Source organism: Microbacterium paludicola (assembly GCF_015235415.1).
Classification (GTDB): Bacteria; Actinomycetota; Actinomycetes; order Actinomycetales; family Microbacteriaceae; genus Microbacterium; species Microbacterium paludicola.
On record NZ_JADGLL010000024.1, the window covers coordinates 19,925 to 40,096 of the forward strand.

A 20,172-nucleotide genomic window follows, 5' to 3' on the forward strand; every position below is an offset into this window, starting at 1 on the left:
CGCCCCGGCGGGGGTCACGTCAGACGCGGCGGCGCTTCGGCGGGCGGCAGCCGTTGTGCGCCTGCGGCGTCACGTCCTGGATCGAACCGACCTCGAGGCCAGCGGCCTGCAGCGAGCGGATCGCGGTCTCGCGGCCCGAGCCCGGGCCCTTCACGAACACGTCGACCTTCTTGACGCCGTGCTCCTGCGCCTGGCGGGCGGCCGACTCCGCGGCCATGCCGGCGGCGTACGGCGTCGACTTGCGCGAGCCCTTGAAGCCCACGCCACCAGCCGAGGTCCAGCTGATGACGGCGCCCGTCGGGTCCGTGATCGAGACGATCGTGTTGTTGAACGTCGACTTGATGTGGGCCTGGCCCACTGCGATGTTCTTCTTCTCCTTGCGGCGCGGCTTGCGCGCAGCGGTCTTGGGTGCAGCCATTGTGTTCTCCTAAACCAATCCGCGCTTAGCGGGCCTTCTTCTTACCGGCGACGGTGCGCTTCGGACCCTTGCGCGTACGCGCGTTGGTCTTGGTGCGCTGACCACGGACCGGCAGGCCGCGGCGGTGACGGAGACCCTCGTAGGAGCCGATCTCGACCTTGCGACGGATGTCGGCGGCGACCTCGCGACGCAGATCACCCTCGACCTTGTAGGTTCCCTCGATGTGGTCACGGAGGGCGACGAGCTGGTCGTCGCTCAGGTCCTTGACCCGGATCTCGGGGCTGATGCCAGTGGCGGCGAGGATCTCGTTCGAACGAGTCCGTCCAACGCCGTAGATGTACGTGAGGGCGATCACCACGCGCTTGTCGCGCGGGATGTCGACGCCGGCAAGACGTGCCATGCGACCTTCTCCTGAGTGTTGTGGAGGTGTGGAGCAGGATCGGTGCCCGGGCCTCCGCCCCGAGGTGTCCCCCGCTTGCGCGGGTTCTGATCCTGCCTATTCAGATATTCAGTTACTGCGGGTCGTCTCGACTCGGCTGGCGCCTCGCTCGACAACCGGTCCGGTTGCTGAGCGAGCGTCAGCGAGCCGAAGCGACCGGACTCAGCCCTGGCGCTGCTTGTGACGCGGGTTGCTCTTGCAGATGACCATGACGCGGCCGTGGCGACGGATCACCTTGCAGTGGTCGCAGATCGGCTTGACGCTGGGGTTGACCTTCATGATTCTTCTTTCGCTGTCTTCGTACCGTGCCCCGCGGGACACGGCCGTTACTTCTCGACCGGAAGCCGAGCAGAGCGGGTCAGCGGTAGCGGTAGACGATGCGGCCGCGCGTGAGGTCGTAGGGGCTGAGCTCCACGACAACGCGGTCCTCGGGGATGATGCGGATGTAGTTCTGCCGCATCTTTCCGGAGATCGTTGCGAGGACCTTGTGACCGTTGGTCAGCTCCACGCGGAACATCGCGTTGGGGAGCGCCTCGGTGATCACACCCTCGATCTCGATGACACCGTCTTTCTTCGCCATAGACTCGCTTTGCTTGTGCAGGCCGGTCGGTCTGCGGTGAGTGGGATTCGGCGCCCGGATCGCCGATCCGGCGACACGCCGAAATCAGGCGCAAGGCACCAAAGATCTATGTTAGGCGACGCCGGGCGTGTCGGCAACTTCGGCGTGTCGCGGTCGCGGCCGGGTCTGGGCGTTTCGACTCGGTCGCTCCGCTCCCTCGCTCAACGAGCAACGAAAGGGTGCTGGTTGAGCGAGCGAAGCGAGTCGAAACCGTCCGGACGACCCGTCACTGGAGGCGCGGGAGCAGCTCCTGCTCCGCGGGGGCCTGCCAGTTGAGGGTCTCATCGTTCAGCTCGACGGCCGGGGTTCCGCCGCCGGGAAGCTCTGCGGTGGTCTGCTCGACGAAGTCGGCGTAGGTGCGGTCGGCGATGCAGTCCGCTGCCCCGGTCGATCCGGCGCGTTCGGCGAACGAGATGATCTCCTCGTCGGTCAGCCCCTCGGTCGACTCCTTGGGCTGGTTCTCGAACATGAGGTTCATGAACGGGTAGGCGGCGTCGGCGTTGTCCTCGGCCACGCAGTACATCGCGTTCGCCGCACGGGTGGAGTACTCCGTCCCCTGCGAGTACCGATCCAGGATCGCCACCGGGTACACCTCGAGCGTCACCTCGCCCGCGGAGACCTGCTCCGAGATGGTCTCGCCCCAGCTCGCCTCGAGCTGACCGCAGTAGGGGCACATGAAGTCGACCCAGGTCTCGAGCACATCCGGGCCCTCACCGAGGCGGATGGCGCCGGTCGTCTCGTCGATCGACGCCGACGCCGGCGACTCGGCCGGTGCGGTCGCCGCGTTGTTCATCCAGACGACGATCGCGCCCACCGCGACCATCAGCACGACCACGGCGGCCGAGATCCAGATGGCGAACCAGTTCGTTCCGCTCTTGGCGGCCATGTTGTGCTCCCGTGGTGTCGGTGGTCGCTTCGCTCGGTCGGCGACCGGTGAGTTCAGGCGATCGGCGTCGGCACCACGCCGAAGGGCGCGAGCCCGGCGGCGCCGCCGTCGGGCGCGGTGAGCACCCAGATGCCGTCATTGTGCACCGCGATGCTGTGCTCCCAGTGCGAGCCCATCGAGCCGTCGACCGTGGAGACCGTCCAGTCGTCGTCCTCGACGAAGGTCTCGTCCGATCCAGCGGTCATCATCGGCTCGATGCAGACCGCCAGGCCCGGCTTGATCTCGGCACCGGGGTCGGAGGTGCGGTAGTTGAAGATCGAGGGCGACTCGTGCATCTTGCGGCCGATGCCGTGCCCGACGTACTCGCGCAGGATGCCGGCGGGCTCGCCCGTGTACGACAGGGGGTTCGCCTCGATGTAGCCCTGGATGGCCGCGCCGACCTCGCCGAGGCGCTTCGCCGACGCGAGCGCCGCGATGCCTGCCCACATCGATCCTTCGGTCACGCGAGAGAGCTCCTCACGCTGCGCGACGACATCCGGGCGATCCGGATCCGGCACGACTACGGTGATCGCGGAGTCGCCGTTCCAGCCCTCCGGCGTCTCGGCGCCGCAGTCGATCGAGACGATGTCCCCCGGCTGCAGCGGCACGTCCGTCGGAATGCCGTGCACAACCGCGTCGTTGACCGAGGCGCAGATCGTGTGGCGGTACCCACGCACGAGCTGGAAGTTCGAGTGCGCGCCGCGCTCCGTGATCACGCGGTTCGCCTCGGCGTCGAGCTCGAGGGTGGTCGCCCCGGCGCGGATCAGCGGCCGCACTGCTTCGAGGGCCGCCGCGGTGATGAGGCCGGGCTCGACCATCGCGCGCAGCTGCGCCGGGGTCTTGTAGATCGACTTGCGGAAGATCACGTGCGAGGGCGACCCGGATCAGGCCGCGGCCGTGCGCGCGAGGCCGCGGGCCTCGAGGGCGGCGACGATCCGCTCGGTGATCTCGTCGAGGGTGCCGACGCCGTCGATCGTGTCGACGATGCCGCTCGAGCGGTACACAGCCAGGATCGGGGCGGTCTCGCGCTCGTAGATGTCGAGGCGGTGCGCGATGGCGGCCTCGGTGTCGTCCGAGCGTCCCTGCTCCTGCGCACGCAGGGCGATCCGCTTAAGGCTCTCCTCGCGCGGCACGTTCAGCTCGATCACGGCGTCGAGCGCCTCGCCGCGGCCGGTGAGGAACTCGTCGAGCAGCGCCACCTGGGCGACGTTGCGCGGGAAGCCGTCGAGCAGGAAGCCCTCGGCCGCGTCGGGCTGCTCGAGGCGGTCCTTCACGATCGCGAAGGTGACCTCATCCGGCACCAGGTCGCCGGCATCCGTGATCGCCTTCACCTGGAGGCCGAGGTCGGTGCCCTCCTTGATGTTGGCGCGGAAGATGTCGCCGGTCGAGACCACGGGGACCCCGAAGGTATCGGCGATGCGGATTCCCTGCGTGCCCTTGCCCGAGCCCTGCGGTCCGACGATGAGGAGGCGGGTAGACGTCATCGGAGGAGCCCTTCGTAATGGCGCTGCTGCAGCTGCGCGTCGATCTGCTTCACGGTCTCGAGGCCGACACCCACGATGATCAGGATCGAGGCACCGCCGAACGGGAAGTTCTGGTTGGCACCCACGGTCGCCAGAGCGATCAGCGGTATCAGGGCGATGAGACCGAGGTAGATCGAACCGGGCAGCGTGATGCGCGTCAGCACGTAGTCGAGGTACTCGGCCGTCGGGCGTCCGGCGCGGATGCCCGGGACGAAGCCGCCGTACTTCTTCATGTTGTCGGCGACCTCGACCGGGTTGAACGTGATCGCGACGTAGAAGTAGGTGAAGCCGATGATCAGCAGGAAGTAGACCGCCATGTACAGCGGGTGATCGCCCGTCGTCAGGTACGTCGAGATCCAGGTCACCCACGCCGGCGGGGCCGTGTCGGTGGGCGTGTTGAACTGCGCGATCAGCGCCGGGATGTACAGCAGCGACGAGGCGAAGATGACGGGCACAACGCCGGCCGTGTTCACCTTGATCGGGATGTACGTGTTCGTGCCGCCGTAGGTGCGACGCCCGACCATCCGCTTCGCGTACTGCACAGGGATGCGACGCTGCGACTGCTCGACGAAGACGACGAGCGCGACGACGACCACGCCGACGGCGAGGACGAGCAGGAAGATCTCGAAGCCGCGGGCGGCGAGGATGGCGCCCATCGCGGCCGGGAACGTGGCGGCGATCGACGTGAAGATCAGCAGCGACATGCCGTTGCCGATGCCGCGCTCGGTGACGAGCTCGGCGAACCACATGATGAGGCCGGTGCCGGCGGTCATCGTGATGATCATGAGCAGCTGCGCCCACCACGCGTCGTTGACGAGGAGGGTGTTGCAGTCGGGGATGCTCGGGGCGCCGAACAGCTGACCGGTGCGCGCGACGGTGACCAGCGTGGTCGACTGCAGCAGCGCGAGAGCGATCGTCAGGTAGCGCGTGTACTGCGTGAGCTTGCTCTGGCCCGCCTGGCCCTCCTTGTAGAGGGTCTCGAAGTGCGGGATGACCACGCGCAGCAGCTGCGTGATGATCGTGGCCGTGATGTACGGCATCACTCCCAGCGCGAAGATCGACAGCTGCAGGAGCGCGCCACCCGAGAACAGGTTCACGAGCGAGAGGAGCCCGTCTGTGCCCGACGTCTGATCGATGCAGCTCTGAACGTTCGGGAAGTTCACGAACGGAGCCGGGATGTGGGCGCCGAAGCGGTAGATCGCGATGATCGCGAGGGTGAATCCGATCTTCCGCCGCAGATCAGGCGTGCGGAGGATCCGCGCGATGGCGCTGAACAAGGACGTGCCTCCCGAGTGATGAGCTGGCCCGCCGATGGCGAACCGACCTCAAGGCTAACGCAAAGGCCCGGGAGCGGATGCTCCCGGGCCTCTGACGCGGATTACTTGATGCTGCCGCCGGCGGCGACGATCTTCGACTCAGCCGAGCCGGAGACCTTGTCCACCGAGACGGTCAGCGCCACGGCGATCTCGCCGTTGCCGAGGACCTTGACCTTCTCGTTCTTGCGGACGGCGCCCTTGGCGACCAGGTCGGCGACGGTCACGTCGCCACCCTGCGGGTACAGCTCCGCGAGCTTCTCCAGGTTCACGACCTGGTACTCGACGCGGAACGGGTTCTTGAAGCCGCGCAGCTTCGGCGTGCGCATGTGCAGCGGCATCTGGCCACCCTCGAAGCCGGGGCGGACGCTGTACCGGGCCTTGGTGCCCTTCGTACCGCGACCGGCCGTCTTGCCCTTCGAGCCCTCACCGCGACCAACGCGGGTCTTGGCGGTGTTGGCACCCGGGACGGGACGGAGGTGGTGCACCTTCAGCACGCCGGGGCGCTTGGCCTCGGTGGCCTGCTTCTTCTCGGCCTTGTCGGCCGTGGCCTTCTTCTCAGCCATCAGTCGATCTCCTCAACACTCACGAGGTGAGCGACGGTACGGACGTATCCGCGCGTCTGGGCGTCATCGGGCCGGACGACAGAGTCGCCGATCCGCTTCAGACCGAGCGAACGCAGCGTGTCACGCTGGTTCTGCTTCTCGCTCACCTTGGACTTGACCTGCGTCACCTTCAGACGAGCGGCCATCAGACACCTGCCTTCGCAGCAGCGGCGGCCTCTGCCTCCGCACGGACGAGACGTGCCGGCGCGACCTGGTCGAACTCGAGGCCACGGCGCGCGGCGACCGCACGGGGCTCCTCGAGCTGCTTCAGGGCCTCGACCGTCGCGTGCACGATGTTGATCGTGTTCGACGAACCGAGCGACTTCGACAGCACGTCGTGGATACCGGCGCACTCGAGCACGGCGCGGACCGGACCACCGGCGATAACACCGGTACCGGCCGAGGCCGGGCGCAGCATGACGACGCCGGCGGCAGCCTCACCCTGCACGGGGTGCGGGATGGTGGCGCCGGAGCGCGGCACGCGGAAGAAGTTGCGCTTCGCGTCCTCGACACCCTTGGAGATGGCCAGGGGCACCTCGCGGGCCTTGCCGTAGCCCACACCGACCACGCCGTTGCCGTCGCCGACGACCACGAGAGCGGTGAAGCTGAAGCGACGACCACCCTTCACGACCTTCGACACGCGGTTGATCGTGACGACGCGCTCGAGGAACTGGTTGTCCGCACCGCGGTCGTTGCGGTCACGACCGCCACGACCCTGGCCCCGATCGTTGCGGCCGCCACGGCGGTCGCCGCGCTCGGTGCGCTGCTCGGTCTGGACCTGCTCGGTCTGCGCCTGCTCGGCGCCGGCCTCGGGGGCCTCGGTGGTCACTTCGGTCTCCTTGTTGTCACTCACAGGTTCAGCCCCCCTTCGCGGGCGCCGTCGGCGATCGCCGCGACACGTCCCGCGTAGCGGTTGCCACCGCGGTCGAACACGACGTCGGTGAAACCGGCGGCCTTGGCGCGCTCGGCGAGGAGCTCGCCGACCTTGCGGGCCTTCGCGGTCTTGTCACCCTCGAAACCGCGCAGGTCGGTCTCGAGCGTCGAGGCAGAGGCCACGGTGTGGCCCTTGCTGTCGTCGACCAGCTGCACGAAGACGTGGCGGGCCGAACGGGTCACGACGAGACGAGGACGGACCTCGGTGCCGACGACCTTCTTGCGAAGGCGAGCGTGGCGGCGCGTACGCGCGGCGGACTTCGACTTCACAGCCATGATTACTTACCAGCCTTTCCGGCCTTGCGACGCACGACCTCGCCCGCGTAGCGGACACCCTTGCCTTTGTACGGCTCAGGCTTGCGGATCTTGCGGATGTTGGCGGCGGTCTCACCGACGGCCTGCTTGTCGATGCCGCTCACGGTGAGCTTGTTGTTGCCCTCGACGGTGAGCGTGATGCCGGCCGGCGGCTCGACGGTGACGGGGTGCGAGAAGCCCAGAGCGAACTCGACAGCCGAGCCCTTCTGCGCCACGCGGTAACCGGTGCCGACGACCTCGAGGCCCTTGGTGTAGCCCTCGGTCACGCCGATGATGTTGTTGTTGATCAGGGTGCGCGTGAGCCCGTGCAGCGAACGCGACTCGCGCTCGTCGTCGGGGCGGGTGACGAGAACCTGGTTCTCCTCGACCTTGACCTCGAGGGGCTTGGCCACGGTGAGCGACAGCTCGCCCTTGGGGCCCTTCACGGCAACCTGCTGCCCGTCGACCGTCACAGTGACGCCGGCGGGGATGTCAATGGGAAGACGTCCAATACGCGACATGAGTGATCACCACACGTAGGCGAGAACTTCTCCGCCCACGCCCTTCTGCTCAGCCTGACGGTCGGTGAGAAGACCGGAGGAGGTGGACAGGATGGCGACACCCAGGCCACCGAGGACCGTGGGGAGCTCGGTCGACTTCGCGTACACGCGGAGGCCGGGCTTCGAGACGCGCTTGATGCCGGCGATCGACCGCTCGCGGTTCGGGCCGTACTTCAGCGTCATCGTGAGGGTCTTGCCGACACGAGCGTCGGTCTCCTCCCACGAGGCGATGTAGCCCTCGCGCTTGAGGATCTCCGCGATGTGCGTCTTGAGCTTGCTCGACGGCAGCGACACGGAGTCGTGGTGCGCCGAGTTCGCATTGCGCAGACGGGTCAGCATGTCTGCGACCGGGTCTGTCATGGTCATATGACTTGTCCTTTTTTCATGAGGTTTCGGCTGCCGTTACACGACAGACGACCTTCACTGAATGATCCGTATTCAGTTGTGGCTGCGTTTCGACTCGGTCGCTTCGCTCCCTCGCTCAACGAACAAGGGGAGTGGAGAAGGTCTCCCCACTCCCCTGTTCGTTGAGCGAGCGAAGCGAGTCGAAACGCACAAACGCTCGATCTTACCGCAGACCGACCTGTGAGTCGGCTCAGGCCTGCTGGTCCTCGTTGCGGAACGGGAAGCCGAGGTGACGGAGAAGCGCACGGCCCTCGTCATCCGTCTTCGCCGTGGTCACGACGGTGATGTCGAAACCGCGGACGCGGTCGATCTTGTCCTGGTTGATCTCGTGGAACACCGACTGCTCCTGGAGACCGAAGGTGTAGTTGCCGTTGCCGTCGAACTGCTTGCCCGACAGACCGCGGAAGTCGCGGATGCGGGGCAGGGCGAGCGAGACGAGGCGGTCCACGAACTCCCACGCGCGGTCACCGCGGAGGGTGACGTGCGCGCCGATGGCCTGACCCTCGCGCAGCTTGAACTGCGCGATCGACTTCTTCGCCTTGGTGACGACGGGCTTCTGACCCGTGATCGCGGTGAGGTCGGCGACCGCACCCTCGATGACCTTGGAGTCGCGAGCTGCCTCGCCGACACCGGTGTTGACGACGACCTTGACCAGGCCAGGGATCTGCATGACGTTGTCGTAGCCGAACTCGTCCTGCAGCTTCTGACGGATCTGGTCGCGGTAGACCTGCTTCAGGCGCGGCTGGATTTTGCCAGCCTGCGCGTCAATGGTGCTCACTGTCAGATGTCCTTACCAGACTTCTTCGCGACGCGAACGCGAACAGTCTTCTTGACGCCGTCCTTGACCTGCTCCTCCACGCGGAAGCCGACGCGGGTCGGCTTCTTCGAGTCGGGGTCGACGAGCGCGACGTTGGAAATGTGGATGGGGGCCTCGTACGTCTCGATGCCACCGGTCTTCGTGCCGCGCTGCGTCTGGCCGATCCGGTTGTGCTTCGTGATGTAGTTGACGCCCTCGACGACGACACGCTGGCCGCCGTCGATGACCTCGAGGACCTTGCCCTGCTTGCCGCGGTCTCCGCCGCGGTCCTGCTTGGCTCCGGTGATGACCTGGACCAGGTCACCCTTCTTGATCTTCGCCATGGGTTACAGCACCTCCGGGGCGAGCGAGACGATCTTCATGAACTTGCGGTCACGAAGCTCGCGGCCGACCGGGCCGAAGATGCGGGTGCCGCGGGGCTCCCCGTCGTTCTTCAGGATGACGGCGGCGTTCTCGTCGAACTTGATGTACGAGCCGTCAGAACGGCGCGTCTGCTTCACGGTGCGGACGACGACCGCCTTGACGACGTCGCCCTTCTTGACGTTGCCGCCCGGGATCGCGTCCTTGACCGTCGCGACGATGGTGTCGCCCACGCCCGCGTAACGGCGGTTCGAACCACCGAGAACGCGGATGGTGAGCAGCTCCTTCGCGCCGGTGTTGTCGGCGACCTTGAGGCGGGACTCAGTCTGGATCACTTGGCCTTCTCCAGGATCTCAACCAGACGCCAGCGCTTGGTGGCGCTGAGCGGACGGGTCTCGTTGATGAGGACGAGGTCGCCGATGCCGGCGGTGTTGTTCTCGTCGTGCGCCTTGAGCTTGCTCGTGCGACGGATGACCTTGCCGTAGAGGGGGTGCTTAACGCGGTCCTCGACCTCGACGACGATCGTCTTGTCCATCTTGTCGCTCACGACGTAGCCGCGGACCGACTTGCGGTAACCACGGGCGTCGGCGTCGCGCACGTCGTGCTCGGCGTGCTCCACAGCCTTCTTCTCGGTGGCCATCACTCAGCCTCTCCTTCGGCGGCCGGAGTCTCGTCCGACTTCTTCGCCTTGCTCTTCTTGGCCTTCACCTCGACCGGAGCGGGCGTGGCACGGATGCCCAGCTCGCGCTCGCGGATCACGGTGTAGAGACGCGCGATGTCGCGCTTCACGGCGCGGATGCGGCCGTGGCTCTCGAGCTGGCCGGTGGCCGACTGGAAGCGCAGGTTGAACAGCTCTTCCTTGGCCTTGCGCAGCTCCTCGACGAGGCGCTGGTCCTCGAACGTGTCGAGCTCGCTCGTGGCGAGCTCCTTGGTGCCGATCGCCATTACGCGTCGCCCTCCTCGCGCTTGATGATGCGTGCCTTCAGAGGCAGCTTGTGAATGGCACGGGTCAGGGCCTCACGAGCGAGCTGCTCGTTGACACCGGCGACCTCGAAGAGGACGCGACCCGGCTTGACGTTGGCGACCCACCACTCCGGCGAACCCTTACCGGAACCCATGCGGGTCTCAGCGGGCTTCTTCGTGAGCGGACGGTCGGGGTAGATGTTGATCCACACCTTTCCGCCACGCTTGATGTGACGCGTCATGGCGATACGAGCGGACTCGATCTGACGGTTCGTCACGTACGCGGGGGTGAGGGCCTGGATGCCGAACTCGCCGAAGGAGACCTTCGTGCCACCGGTGGCCGCACCATCACGCTTGGGGTGGTGCTGCTTGCGGTACTTGACCTTGCGGGGGATGAGCATTACGCCGAAGCTCCTTCCGCCACCGGTGCCTGAGCGTCGTCACGACGCGGGCCACGGCGGCCGCCACGGTCGCGGTCACGGGCGGGCTTCATGTTGGCCTGCTCGCGCGCGAGTTCCTTGTTGGTGAGATCGCCCTTGTAGATCCAGACCTTCACGCCGATGCGGCCGAAGGTGGTCTTGGCCTCGTAGAAGCCGTAGTCGATGTTCGCGCGCAGCGTGTGCAGCGGCACACGACCCTCGCGGTAGAACTCCGAACGCGACATCTCCGCGCCGCCGAGGCGGCCCGAGACCTGGATCCGGACGCCCTTGGCGCCGGCGCGCTGGGCACCCTGCAGGCCCTTGCGCATCGCGCGGCGGAAGGCCACGCGGGCGCTGAGCTGCTCGGCGACGCCCTGGGCGACGAGCTGAGCGTCGGCCTCGGGGTTCTTCACCTCGAGGATGTTCAGCTGGATCTGCTTGCCGGTGAGCTTCTCGAGCTCGCCGCGGATGCGCTCGGCCTCCGCGCCACGACGACCGATCACGATGCCCGGGCGGGCGGTGTGGATGTCGACGCGGACGCGGTCACGAGTGCGCTCGATCTCGATGCGGCTGACGCCGGCACGGTCGAGGTTCGTCTGCAGCAGCTTGCGGATGCGGATGTCCTCGGCCACGTAGTCGGCGTAACGCTGACCAGGCTTCGTCGAGTCCGCGAACCAGCGCGAAACGTGATCGGTGGTGATGCCGAGGCGGAAGCCGTACGGGTTGACCTTCTGACCCATTAGTTGCTCGCCTTCTTCTTGTCGCCGGCAGCGGTCTCAGCGACCTCCGGCGTCGAGAGCACGACCGTGATGTGGCTCGTGCGCTTCTTGATCTGGAACGCGCGGCCCTGTGCGCGGGGGCGGAAACGCTTCAGCGTCGTGCCCTCGTCCACATAGGCGTTCTTGACGAACAGGTCCTGCGAGTTCAGGTACTCGCCGTCCTTGTCGGCCTTCACCTGGGCGTTGGCCATGGCCGACTCCACAAGCTTGAAGATCGGCTCGGAAGCCGTCTGCGGCGCGAACTTCAGGATGGCGAGGGCCTCCTCGGCCTGCTTGCCCTTGATGAGCGCGATGACGCGACGAGCCTTCTGAGGGGTCACGCGGATGTGTCGCACACGTGCGATGGACTCCACCATTTCTCTCTCCTCCTCAGTCGCCTTAGCGGCGACGGCCCTTCTTGTCGTCCTTCTCATGGCCGCGGAAGGTGCGGGTGGGCGCGAACTCGCCCAGCTTGTGGCCGACAAGCGTCTCCGTGACGAACACGGGGATGTGCTTGCGACCGTCGTGAACCGCGATGGTGTGTCCCAGCATTGCGGGGATGATCATCGAGCGGCGCGACCACGTCTTGATGACGTTCTTGGTGCCGGCTTCGTTCTGCGAGACAACCTTGCGCAGCAGGTGCTCGTCGACGAAGGGGCCCTTCTTCAGACTGCGGGGCATCTTCTTTACTCCTACTTGCGCTTCTTGCCGGCGTTACGGCGACGCACGATGAGCTTGTCGCTTTCCTTGTTGGCGTGACGGGTGCGGCCCTCAGCCTGGCCCCACGGGGAGACGGGGTGACGTCCACCGGACGTCTTGCCCTCACCACCACCGTGCGGGTGGTCGACCGGGTTCATGGCGACACCGCGGACGGTCGGGCGGATGCCCTTCCAGCGGTTGCGGCCGGCCTTGCCCCAGTTGATGTTCGACTGCTCGGCGTTGCCGACCTCGCCGATCGTCGCGCGGCAGCGCGCGTCGACGTTGCGGACCTCGCCCGAGGGGAGGCGCAGCTGAGCGTAGGGGCCGTCCTTCGCGACGAGACGCACCGAGGCGCCCGCCGAACGAGCCATCTTCGCGCCGCCGCCGGGGCGGAGCTCGATGGCGTGGATGACGGTACCCGTCGGGATGTTGCGCAGCGGCAGGTTGTTGCCGGGCTTGATGTCCGCGTTCGGACCAGACTCGACGACGTCGCCCTGCTGCAGCTTGTTCGGCGCGAGGATGTAGCGCTTCGTGCCGTCCACGTAGTGCAGGAGCGCGATACGCGCCGTGCGGTTCGGGTCGTACTCGATGTGCGCGACCTTGGCGTCGACGCCGTCCTTGTCGTTGCGACGGAAGTCGATCACGCGGTACTGGCGCTTGTGGCCACCACCGATGTGACGGGTCGTGATGCGGCCCTGGTTGTTGCGGCCACCGGTCTTGCTCAGCGGACGGAGCAGCGACTTCTCAGGCGTCGATCGGGTGATCTCGGCGAAGTCGGCCACCGACGAGCCGCGGCGACCGGGGGTCGTGGGCTTGTAGTTGCGAATAGCCATGTTCTCTCTTCCTCCCCGACCGTCAGCCGACTGCCGTGAAGATGTCGATGGTGCCCGACTTGAGCGTCACGATGGCGCGCTTGGTGTCCTTGCGCTTGCCGGTGCCGAAGCGGGTGCGGCGGGCCTTGCCGACGCGGTTGATCGTGTTGACCGAAGCCACCTGCACGCCGAAGATCTTCTCGATGGCGAGCTTGATCTCGGTCTTGTTCGAACGGGGGTCCACGATGAACGTGTACTTGCCCTCGTCGATCAGGCCGTAGCTCTTCTCCGAGACGACGGGCTTCAGGATGACGTCGCGCGGGTCCTTCTGGACGGCGGTCATGCGGAGACCTCCTCAGTGGCGCCGACCTTCTGCGCGATGAACGCGTCGATGGCGGCCTTGGTGAAGACGATGTCGTCCGAGACGAGCACGTCGTAGGCGTTGAGCTGGTCGGCCATCAGGACGTGGACGTAACCGAGGTTGCGCACGCTGAGGTAGCCGAAGTCGTCCTCGCGGTCGAGCACGACGAGCACGTTCTTGGCAGGGGACACCGTCGCGAGGAAGGAGGCCGCGGCCTTGGTCGAGGGCTCGGTCACACCGAACGACTCGACGACGTGGATGCGCTCGCCCCGGAAGCGGTCGCTGAGCGCGCCCGCGAGGGCGGCGGCGATCATCTTCTTGGGGGTGCGCTGCGAGTAGTCGCGCGGCTTCGGGCCGTGGACGATGCCACCGCCGGTCATGTGCGGCGCACGGATCGAGCCCTGACGGGCGTTACCCGTGCCCTTCTGCTTGAAGGGCTTGCGGCCGGCGCCCGAGACCTCACCGCGACGCTTGGTCGAGTGGGTGCCCTGGCGAGCCGCCGCGAGCTGCGCGACGACGACCTGGTGGATCAGCGGGATGTTCGTCTTGGCGTCGAACACCGAGGCGGGCAGGTCGACGGAGCCGACCTTCTTGCCGTCAGTGCCCAGGACGTCCAGAGCGAGAGTCGAGTCAGTCATCTAACTCAGGCCCCCTTCACTGCGTTGCGGACGTACACGGTGCGGCCGCGCGCGCCGGGGACGGCGCCCTTGACGAGCAGCAGACCCTTCTCGGCGTCGACGGCGTGAACCGTGAGGTTGAGGACGGTCACGCGCTCGGCGCCCATACGGCCGGCCATGCGCATTCCCTTGAAGACGCGGCTCGGGGTCGACGATGCGCCGATCGAACCGGGCTTGCGGTGGTTGCGGTGTGCACCGTGCGAAGCCGAGACGCCCTTGAAGTTGTGGCGCTTCATGACACCGGCGGTGCCCTTGCCCTTGCTCGTGCCGACGACGTCGACGAGCTGGCCGGCCTCGAAGGTGCCGTCGACCGTCAGCTCCTGACCGAGTGCGTACTCGGCGGCGTCGGCGGTGCGGATCTCCGCGAGGTGGCGGCGCGGCGTGACGCCGGCAGCCTCGAAGTGGCCCGAGAGCGGCTTGTTCACCTTGCGCGGGTCGATGGCGCCGGCGGCGATCTGGATGGCCGAGTAGCCGTCCTTCTCCGCCGTGCGGACCTGGGTGACCACGTTCGGCGCGAGCTCGATCACCGTGACGGGGATGAGCTTGCCGTTCTCGTTCCAGACCTGGGTCATGCCGAGCTTGGTGCCCAGCAGGCCCTTCGAAATCTTGTTGTTGATGTCAGCCATGTCGAACCCGCCCTCAGAGCTTGATCTCGATGTTGACGTCGGCCGGGAGGTCGAGTCGCATGAGCGAGTCGACGGCCTTCGGCGTCGGGTCCACGATGTCGATGAGGCGCTTGTGCGTGCGCATCTCGAAGTGCTCGCGGCTGTCCTTGTACTTGTGGGGCGAACGGATCACGGCGATCACGTTCTTCTCGGTCGGAAGCGGCACCGGGCCGACGACCTGGGCGCCCGCTCGGGTCACCGTGTCGACGATCTTGCGCGCCGACGAGTCGATGATCTCGTGGTCATACGACTTCAGGCGAATGCGGATCTTCTGTCCCGCCATTTGTCTGCTCATCTCTCTTCACGCGTCATACCTCTGGGGCATTGGACGCACGTACCCTCCGGAAACCCTTCGGGCCAGTTTTCACATGTCAGTCCACGCGCACAGAGATAGACCCTGCCCAGTGGTGTGTGATTTCGTTCTCCTGCCCGCGGCCCAGACTGTGGTCTGTGCACTGCCCTGGCAGTGATCCCGCGCAGTCCTCCCTTGGGGAGCGCACGCGGAAATGTGGAACTTGTCTATTCTGCCATCCCCGGGGTCGTATCGGCAACCCGGGCGTGTCGCGCCCCGATCCCCGGAATCCCGCGGCTCTCCGGCCGCCTGTCGGCGCCCTCCCAGGCTCCAGAACCGAAGAGATCCGCACTGCCGAACACGGATCCGGGTGGTTCGGGGTTCGGATGTGCGGATCTCTTCGGAACGGCAGGCGCAGGCCGGGCCGCGGGCGACCGCGGCGCGGGTCAGTACCAGTTGGTGGCCTGCGAGTGGCCCCACGCGGCGCACGGAGTGCCGTAGGCGCGGGAGATGTAGTCCAGGCCCCACGCGATCTGGGTGGTCGCGTTGGTGGCCCAGTCGGCGCCGACGGTCGCCATCTTCGAGCCGGGCAGCGACTGCGGGATGCCGTAGGCGCCGCTCGAGGGGTTGGAGGCCTGGTAGTTCCAGCCGGACTCCTTGTTCCACAGCGACAGCAGGCAGCCGAACTGGTCGGCTCCCCAGCCGTAGCGCTCGGCGGCCATCGACTGCGCGGTGGCCTGCGCGCCGGCGGGGGTGTTGGCGGCGGCGAGGGCCTCGGCGGCCTTGCGCTCGGCCTCGGCCTTGCGCTGCGCCTCGCGCTTCGCCTTGGCCTTGGCCTCGGCGTCGGCCTCCTCGAGCGCGACCGTCTCGGCGACGACCTCCTGGGTGACGTGCTCGGTCTCGCGGGCCTCGCCGCGCACCACGACGGACGGCATCCGGTCGTAGTCGGCCAGCTCGGCCACGCGGCGCTCCAGCGGCTTGGTGTCGACCTTCTCGTGGGCCTTGTCGAGCGCCTTCTCGGCGCGCGCGAGCGTCGCCTCGGCGACGGCCTGCGCTCCCGGGTCCTCGGTCGGCGCGGCGACCACGCGCGAGCGGTCGCCGTCCGGGACGGCGGCCGCCACGGCCACCGTGCCCGACACCGCGATGGCCACGCCGAGGGCCGCGCCGATCAGGCGGCGGTGTCGGCGGGTGGCGCGCTCGCGGCGCAGCTGCGACAGGTGGTTCGCGCGGGGGAACGGGGTGAGCAGGGGCGTATCGGTGTGGTTCTGCGTCATACCTTGCGTTTCGATCGGGTACGCCCGCACTCGCGTCACCGCGCGGCGCCTTCGGGTGGCGGGCGCGACGAGAGCGGACCCTCCACCGTGTCCCCCGCGGCTGGACGGAACCCGCCCGGGGCATGGGCGTTACCTGTTCGTTACCTGACGTTCCCCTGGACGGAACGGCCCTGATCCGGCCCCGGAAACGCGACGAGGCCCCCGCCCCGGAAGGGGGCGAGGGCCTCGCGTGACTCCGCTTACTCGTTGCCGACGGCGCCGTCGACGTTGTCGCGGATCTGGTCGATCTGCTCGTCGAGGTTGTCGGGCAGAACACCCTTCGCGAAGTCGGTGACCTTGTCGAGCACCGAGTCGCTGACGCCCTCGGCCTCGGCGCTGTTCAGCGCGTCGGCGAGCTTGTCCTTGTTCTGCTCGAAGAGCTCCTTGCCCTGGTTCACGAGATCGTCGAGACCCATGATTCCCCTCCCAAAGGGTTCCGGTGCGTCCGTGGAGCCGGACGCGTCCCGGCCATTATGACAGGAGCCCGGCTCGAGCGATACCCGCTCAGCGGGACCGTGCGGCGCGCCGGATCAGCCGACCGTGTCGCCCGGCAGCAGCGCGGCGCGGAACGTCTTGAACAGGATGATGAGGTCGCCCAGCAGGGTCCAGTTCTCGACGTACGACAGGTCGAGGCGCACGGTGTCGTCCCACGACAGCGTGGAGCGGCCGGAGACCTGCCACAGGCCCGTGATCCCGGGCTTGACGAGGAACCGGCGATGCACGTGGTCGGCGTACTGGTCGACCTCGCGCGGCAGCGGCGGGCGCGGCCCGACCAGCGACATGCTGCCCGCGATCACGTTGAACAGCTGCGGCAGCTCGTCGAGGCTGAAGCGACGCATGACGCGGCCGACGGGGGTGACGCGCGGATCCTCGCGCATCTTGAACATGATCTCGTTGCCATGGTCGCGGCGCGCCTCGAGCTCGGCGAGGTGCGCCTCGGCGTCGCGCACCATCGACCGGAACTTCAGCATCCGGAACACGCGGCCGTGGCGGCCGATGCGCGTCTGCGCGAACAGCACGGGTCCCTCGGACGTGGCCTTCACGATCACGGCGAGCGCGATCATGAGCGGCGACAGCACGGTGACCAGCAGGATGCTGGCGACGATGTCGAGCGTGCGCTTCAGGAAGCGCTGGCCGGACGAGAACCGCGGCGTCTCGACGTGGATCAGCGGCAGGCCGGCGACGGGGCGGGTGTGGATCCGGGGGCCCGCGACGTCGGCGATGCCGGGTGCGAGCACGAGGTGGTGACGCCCCGCCTCGAGCGACCACGAGATCTCCTTGACCTTCGCCGGGCCGAGCTCCTCGGTGCTCGCGATCACGACCGTGTCGGCGTCCGACACCATCAGGGCGCGCTGCACGGAGTTCACGTTGCCGAGCACGGGGATGTCGGTGCCGCGCACGGACGTGACCGTGCGGCCGGCGGGCATGCAGGCGCCCACGACGTTGTAGCCGGCGGACGGCGAGCGGCGCAGCTCGCGCGCCACGTGGATCACGGATCGCTCGGATCCGACCAGCAGCACGCGCGCCGAGTACTCCCCCTGGCCGCGCTTGCGCCCCAGCCAGCGCCGCCAGATCCAGCGCTCGAGGAAGAGCGCCAGGATACCGACGGGGAACGAGACGAGCAGGTAACCGCGCGCGAGGGCCACCTGGAACAGGAACGCGACGATCGCGATGCCGCCGAACAGCATGAAGCTGGCGTCGAAGATGCGCTTGTACTCGATCGTGCCGACGCCGATGACGCGGTCGCTGCGGGTGTCGTTCAGGGCGAGGGCCAGCAGCCACAGCAGCACGATGCCGGCCGAGTAGGCGCTGTAGGAGGAGGGCAGGAAGTCGAGGGACCCGGCCACCTCGGCGTGCGTGCCGAGCCACGCGAACTGGGTGCCGTAGACCACGACGAGCAGCACGAGGGCGTCGGTGATCCGCAGGCCGCGGGCGTAGCGGCGGCGCCAGTCGACCGTGCGGCGGGGCGCGGCGACCGGGCGGCTCAGCTCCTGCTCGGCGACCAGCGGCTCCGCGTGCAGCGCGACCGGCTCGGGCTCGGTCGCCGGATCGGTCGCCGCGGGATCCGCCTCGGTGTCGGACGCAGGAACGTTCGCACGCGAGTCGTGCGTCAGCTCTGTCGTCACTGTGCTCGCTCCTCGCAAGAGCCATCGTGGGGGACCGGGTGAGTCTACTCCTCGCCGGTGTCCTGCCTATCTCACAGAATGGACACGATGCGGCCGATCGCCCGGCGCGGCGCGGATCAGCGGCCGCAGCCCTCGCTGGTCAGCTCCACGTCGGTCTTGTTGATCATGGGCGTCGACCGCAGCTCCACCTCGCCGAACTCGCCGTCCTCGGCCGCGAACGTGGCCGTGACGGTCGCGCGCTCGGTGGGCGCGAGGTAGGTCTGGAACCAGGCGACCGGGCGCCCGAGATCCTGCACGTCGTCGCGCATCAGCGTGACGTCGCGGCCGTCCACCGAGACGCTGTCGACCGTGGTGCCGGGCGGGCCGTACACGTACACCTGGGTGCGGAACTGCGACGATCCCCACGTCTGGCTGCGCACGTACTCGGGCAGCACGTCGGCCGCGGCCTGGTCGATGTCGAGGTGCAGCGTGGTCTCGGTCGTGAACGTGCGGCGCCCGTCGGTGCAGCGCTCGGCGACGTCGATCGCGGAGTCCATGTAGTAGTCGATCTTCGAGGCCGACTCGTCGCGGAAGTACACGCCGATCGTCGTGGCGTCGACGTTGTCCTCGGGCAGGATGCCCGACAGCCGCAGCGGCTCGACCACCTGCTGCACGTCCTCGTGGGGGCTGTAGAACATGATGTTGCCGCGGTCGATGCCCTCGCCCACGGCCCAGGCCATGTCCTTCAGGTCGAAGTCGCCGCCGGCGAGCTTGTCGAAGATCGACACGGCCGCGCTCGCGAAGAACGCGTCGGCGAAGTGCTTGGTCTCCTGCGGGCCCCACCGCACGTACGCCTCGTTGAGCAGCAGGTCGACCGCGTTGTCCTCGGTGAGCTCGTCGCCCGTGGCCAGCTGGATCGGGCCCGTGGCGCGCAGCATGCGCGCGAGCCCGATCGGGTCGACCGACAGCACGCCGTCGATCTGGTCGTCGGCGATGTCGCGCTGCCACCATTCCGTGACGATCCGCGCCATGGTCGGGAAGTCGGGGCGGCTCGACGACGTGTTGATGCGCTTGACGAGGAAGTCGCTGTACAGGTCCAGCGCGCTCTGCGGCACCTCGACGTCGACGGGGGTGTCGTTGGCGTAGCGGCCGCTGTCGGCCTGGCGGACGATGTCGATCGATCCGCCGTCGGCGCGCACGAGCGACTGCGAGGCGGCGGATCCGCCGAGCCCGACCGTCTCGGCGTTGTTCTGGAACACGAGCAGGTAGTTGCGCGGGCCGTTGGCGCCGAGCATCTCGGGCAGCAGCTCGATGAGCGGCGCGGCGCCGCCCATCACCTCGGCGACCTGGTCGACGCCGTCGCGCACGGGACCGATCAGGGCGGTCGACTTCTGCACGTCGGCGAGCTCGCCTGCCAGCCGCACCACCTCGGGCGCGGCGGAGTCCAGCACGGGCAGCACGCGCGAGAACGCGGATCCCTCGCCGTCGCCGCCGAACGCGCCGAGCGCGGGCACGCCCAGGTCGTTGACCGCGACGTCGAGCGACTCGGCCGCCAGGCGCGCGCCGCGCAGGTTGTCGCCCGCGACCGGCACGATCTCGGCCACACGCCAGACGGGGTCGCCGGCCGCGGACGCGGCGGCGGCGGCGTGGTCGCCGAGGTCGCCCAGCGCGTCGCGGAGGTCGCGCTCGTCGTGCTGCACCTGCCCGATGATCGCGCGGCTCTGCTCGAGCTCGCTCTTGACCGTCAGCGCGCGGAACGCCAGCCACGCGGCGGCGAGCACCAGCAGCACGAGCACGACGACCACGACGACCCCGATCGTGCGGCCCGTGCGGCGCGGCTTGCGCTCGGCCGTCGCGGTGGACCCGCGGCCGGCGGGAGGCTCGTCGAACGGGGGGC

Annotated in this window: 32 protein-coding genes; all 32 read right to left on the bottom strand. The window is 67.9% G+C overall.

The features are described from left to right. Positions 1–19 precede the first annotated feature (19 nt). Positions 20–418, bottom strand: coding sequence for a 30S ribosomal protein S11 (gene rpsK, locus IR155_RS10380; RefSeq protein WP_135114761.1), 399 nt, complete (start codon positions 416–418; stop codon positions 20–22). A gap of 25 nt (positions 419–443) precedes the next feature. Beyond that, on the bottom strand, positions 444–818 hold the full coding sequence (gene rpsM / locus IR155_RS10385) for a 30S ribosomal protein S13 (RefSeq protein WP_135114762.1): 375 nt from the start codon (positions 816–818) through the stop codon (positions 444–446). A gap of 201 nt (positions 819–1,019) precedes the next feature. Beyond that, a complete protein-coding gene (gene rpmJ, locus IR155_RS10390; RefSeq protein ID WP_005050492.1) occupies positions 1,020–1,136 on the bottom strand; it encodes a 50S ribosomal protein L36 in 117 nt (38 codons plus the stop codon). A gap of 79 nt (positions 1,137–1,215) precedes the next feature. Beyond that, positions 1,216–1,437 carry a translation initiation factor IF-1 gene (gene infA / locus IR155_RS10395; protein ID WP_055992200.1) on the bottom strand — a complete coding sequence of 74 codons (222 nt, stop codon included), beginning with the start codon at positions 1,435–1,437 and terminating at the stop codon, positions 1,216–1,218. A 265-nt stretch (positions 1,438–1,702) separates the two neighbouring features. Beyond that, positions 1,703–2,362, bottom strand: coding sequence for a DsbA family protein (locus IR155_RS10400; protein WP_135114763.1), 660 nt, complete (start codon positions 2,360–2,362; stop codon positions 1,703–1,705). A gap of 53 nt (positions 2,363–2,415) precedes the next feature. Further along, complete coding sequence (map, locus tag IR155_RS10405; RefSeq protein ID WP_167760763.1) at positions 2,416–3,267, bottom strand: type I methionyl aminopeptidase; 852 nt, start codon at positions 3,265–3,267, stop codon at positions 2,416–2,418. Positions 3,268–3,285: 18 nt separating this feature from the next. Then, entirely contained in the window at positions 3,286–3,885 is a 600-nt protein-coding gene (locus IR155_RS10410; RefSeq protein ID WP_135114764.1) for an adenylate kinase, read from the bottom strand. Further along, positions 3,882–5,201 carry a preprotein translocase subunit SecY gene (gene secY / locus IR155_RS10415; RefSeq protein ID WP_135114765.1) on the bottom strand — a complete coding sequence of 440 codons (1,320 nt, stop codon included), beginning with the start codon at positions 5,199–5,201 and terminating at the stop codon, positions 3,882–3,884. Before secY ends, IR155_RS10410 begins: the two co-directional genes overlap by 4 nt. A gap of 101 nt (positions 5,202–5,302) precedes the next feature. Next, the gene (gene rplO, locus IR155_RS10420; RefSeq protein WP_135114766.1) at positions 5,303–5,803 is read right to left on the bottom strand and encodes a 50S ribosomal protein L15; all 501 of its coding nucleotides are present in this window, start codon (positions 5,801–5,803) and stop codon (positions 5,303–5,305) included. Further along, on the bottom strand, positions 5,803–5,988 hold the full coding sequence (gene rpmD, locus IR155_RS10425) for a 50S ribosomal protein L30 (protein ID WP_135114767.1): 186 nt from the start codon (positions 5,986–5,988) through the stop codon (positions 5,803–5,805). The genes rplO and rpmD overlap by 1 nt, the downstream gene beginning before the upstream one ends. Next, the gene (gene rpsE / locus IR155_RS10430; RefSeq protein WP_135114768.1) at positions 5,988–6,695 is read right to left on the bottom strand and encodes a 30S ribosomal protein S5; all 708 of its coding nucleotides are present in this window, start codon (positions 6,693–6,695) and stop codon (positions 5,988–5,990) included. Before rpsE ends, rpmD begins: the two co-directional genes overlap by 1 nt. Next, a complete protein-coding gene (rplR, locus tag IR155_RS10435; protein ID WP_135114769.1) occupies positions 6,692–7,051 on the bottom strand; it encodes a 50S ribosomal protein L18 in 360 nt (119 codons plus the stop codon). Before rplR ends, rpsE begins: the two co-directional genes overlap by 4 nt. A 2-nt stretch (positions 7,052–7,053) precedes the next feature. Further along, positions 7,054–7,590, bottom strand: a complete 537-nt coding sequence (rplF, locus tag IR155_RS10440) for a 50S ribosomal protein L6 (RefSeq protein WP_135114770.1) — start codon at positions 7,588–7,590, stop codon at positions 7,054–7,056. A 6-nt stretch (positions 7,591–7,596) separates the two neighbouring features. Then, positions 7,597–7,995, bottom strand: coding sequence for a 30S ribosomal protein S8 (gene rpsH / locus IR155_RS10445; RefSeq protein WP_135114771.1), 399 nt, complete (start codon positions 7,993–7,995; stop codon positions 7,597–7,599). Positions 7,996–8,224: 229 nt separating this feature from the next. Continuing rightward, the gene (gene rplE, locus IR155_RS10450) at positions 8,225–8,812 is read right to left on the bottom strand and encodes a 50S ribosomal protein L5 (protein ID WP_135114772.1); all 588 of its coding nucleotides are present in this window, start codon (positions 8,810–8,812) and stop codon (positions 8,225–8,227) included. 2 nt (positions 8,813–8,814) lie between these two features. Beyond that, a complete protein-coding gene (rplX, locus tag IR155_RS10455; RefSeq protein WP_135114773.1) occupies positions 8,815–9,174 on the bottom strand; it encodes a 50S ribosomal protein L24 in 360 nt (119 codons plus the stop codon). Between the two features lie 3 nt (positions 9,175–9,177). Then, on the bottom strand, positions 9,178–9,546 hold the full coding sequence (rplN, locus tag IR155_RS10460) for a 50S ribosomal protein L14 (RefSeq protein ID WP_135114774.1): 369 nt from the start codon (positions 9,544–9,546) through the stop codon (positions 9,178–9,180). Then, positions 9,543–9,851, bottom strand: a complete 309-nt coding sequence (gene rpsQ / locus IR155_RS10465) for a 30S ribosomal protein S17 (RefSeq protein ID WP_135114775.1) — start codon at positions 9,849–9,851, stop codon at positions 9,543–9,545. Before rpsQ ends, rplN begins: the two co-directional genes overlap by 4 nt. Continuing rightward, positions 9,851–10,156 carry a 50S ribosomal protein L29 gene (gene rpmC / locus IR155_RS10470; RefSeq protein ID WP_135114776.1) on the bottom strand — a complete coding sequence of 102 codons (306 nt, stop codon included), beginning with the start codon at positions 10,154–10,156 and terminating at the stop codon, positions 9,851–9,853. Before rpmC ends, rpsQ begins: the two co-directional genes overlap by 1 nt. Beyond that, entirely contained in the window at positions 10,156–10,575 is a 420-nt protein-coding gene (gene rplP / locus IR155_RS10475; RefSeq protein WP_055992161.1) for a 50S ribosomal protein L16, read from the bottom strand. The genes rpmC and rplP overlap by 1 nt, the downstream gene beginning before the upstream one ends. Further along, the gene (gene rpsC / locus IR155_RS10480; RefSeq protein ID WP_135114777.1) at positions 10,575–11,333 is read right to left on the bottom strand and encodes a 30S ribosomal protein S3; all 759 of its coding nucleotides are present in this window, start codon (positions 11,331–11,333) and stop codon (positions 10,575–10,577) included. The genes rplP and rpsC overlap by 1 nt, the downstream gene beginning before the upstream one ends. After that, a complete protein-coding gene (rplV, locus tag IR155_RS10485) occupies positions 11,333–11,728 on the bottom strand; it encodes a 50S ribosomal protein L22 (RefSeq protein ID WP_135114778.1) in 396 nt (131 codons plus the stop codon). Before rplV ends, rpsC begins: the two co-directional genes overlap by 1 nt. A 22-nt stretch (positions 11,729–11,750) precedes the next feature. Beyond that, positions 11,751–12,032 (bottom strand): 30S ribosomal protein S19, encoded by a 282-nt coding sequence (rpsS, locus tag IR155_RS10490; RefSeq protein ID WP_055992152.1) that lies wholly within the window; start codon positions 12,030–12,032, stop codon positions 11,751–11,753. 11 nt (positions 12,033–12,043) lie between these two features. Then, positions 12,044–12,883, bottom strand: a complete 840-nt coding sequence (gene rplB, locus IR155_RS10495; RefSeq protein WP_135114779.1) for a 50S ribosomal protein L2 — start codon at positions 12,881–12,883, stop codon at positions 12,044–12,046. Between the two features lie 22 nt (positions 12,884–12,905). Next, the gene (gene rplW, locus IR155_RS10500) at positions 12,906–13,205 is read right to left on the bottom strand and encodes a 50S ribosomal protein L23 (protein WP_135114780.1); all 300 of its coding nucleotides are present in this window, start codon (positions 13,203–13,205) and stop codon (positions 12,906–12,908) included. After that, positions 13,202–13,861 carry a 50S ribosomal protein L4 gene (gene rplD, locus IR155_RS10505; RefSeq protein WP_135114781.1) on the bottom strand — a complete coding sequence of 220 codons (660 nt, stop codon included), beginning with the start codon at positions 13,859–13,861 and terminating at the stop codon, positions 13,202–13,204. Before rplD ends, rplW begins: the two co-directional genes overlap by 4 nt. A gap of 5 nt (positions 13,862–13,866) precedes the next feature. Further along, positions 13,867–14,526 carry a 50S ribosomal protein L3 gene (gene rplC, locus IR155_RS10510; protein ID WP_135114782.1) on the bottom strand — a complete coding sequence of 220 codons (660 nt, stop codon included), beginning with the start codon at positions 14,524–14,526 and terminating at the stop codon, positions 13,867–13,869. A 13-nt stretch (positions 14,527–14,539) separates the two neighbouring features. After that, positions 14,540–14,848 carry a 30S ribosomal protein S10 gene (rpsJ, locus tag IR155_RS10515; RefSeq protein ID WP_135114783.1) on the bottom strand — a complete coding sequence of 103 codons (309 nt, stop codon included), beginning with the start codon at positions 14,846–14,848 and terminating at the stop codon, positions 14,540–14,542. A gap of 455 nt (positions 14,849–15,303) precedes the next feature. Beyond that, the gene (locus tag IR155_RS15985; protein ID WP_228067019.1) at positions 15,304–16,131 is read right to left on the bottom strand and encodes an aggregation-promoting factor C-terminal-like domain-containing protein; all 828 of its coding nucleotides are present in this window, start codon (positions 16,129–16,131) and stop codon (positions 15,304–15,306) included. A gap of 239 nt (positions 16,132–16,370) precedes the next feature. Then, entirely contained in the window at positions 16,371–16,586 is a 216-nt protein-coding gene (locus IR155_RS10525) for an Rv0909 family putative TA system antitoxin (protein ID WP_135114784.1), read from the bottom strand. A gap of 114 nt (positions 16,587–16,700) precedes the next feature. After that, positions 16,701–18,296 carry a sugar transferase gene (locus IR155_RS10530; RefSeq protein WP_322783521.1) on the bottom strand — a complete coding sequence of 532 codons (1,596 nt, stop codon included), beginning with the start codon at positions 18,294–18,296 and terminating at the stop codon, positions 16,701–16,703. A 116-nt stretch (positions 18,297–18,412) separates the two neighbouring features. Continuing rightward, a partial coding sequence (locus tag IR155_RS10535; RefSeq protein ID WP_135114785.1) for a DUF4012 domain-containing protein occupies positions 18,413–20,172 on the bottom strand: 1,760 nt, incomplete at its 5' end.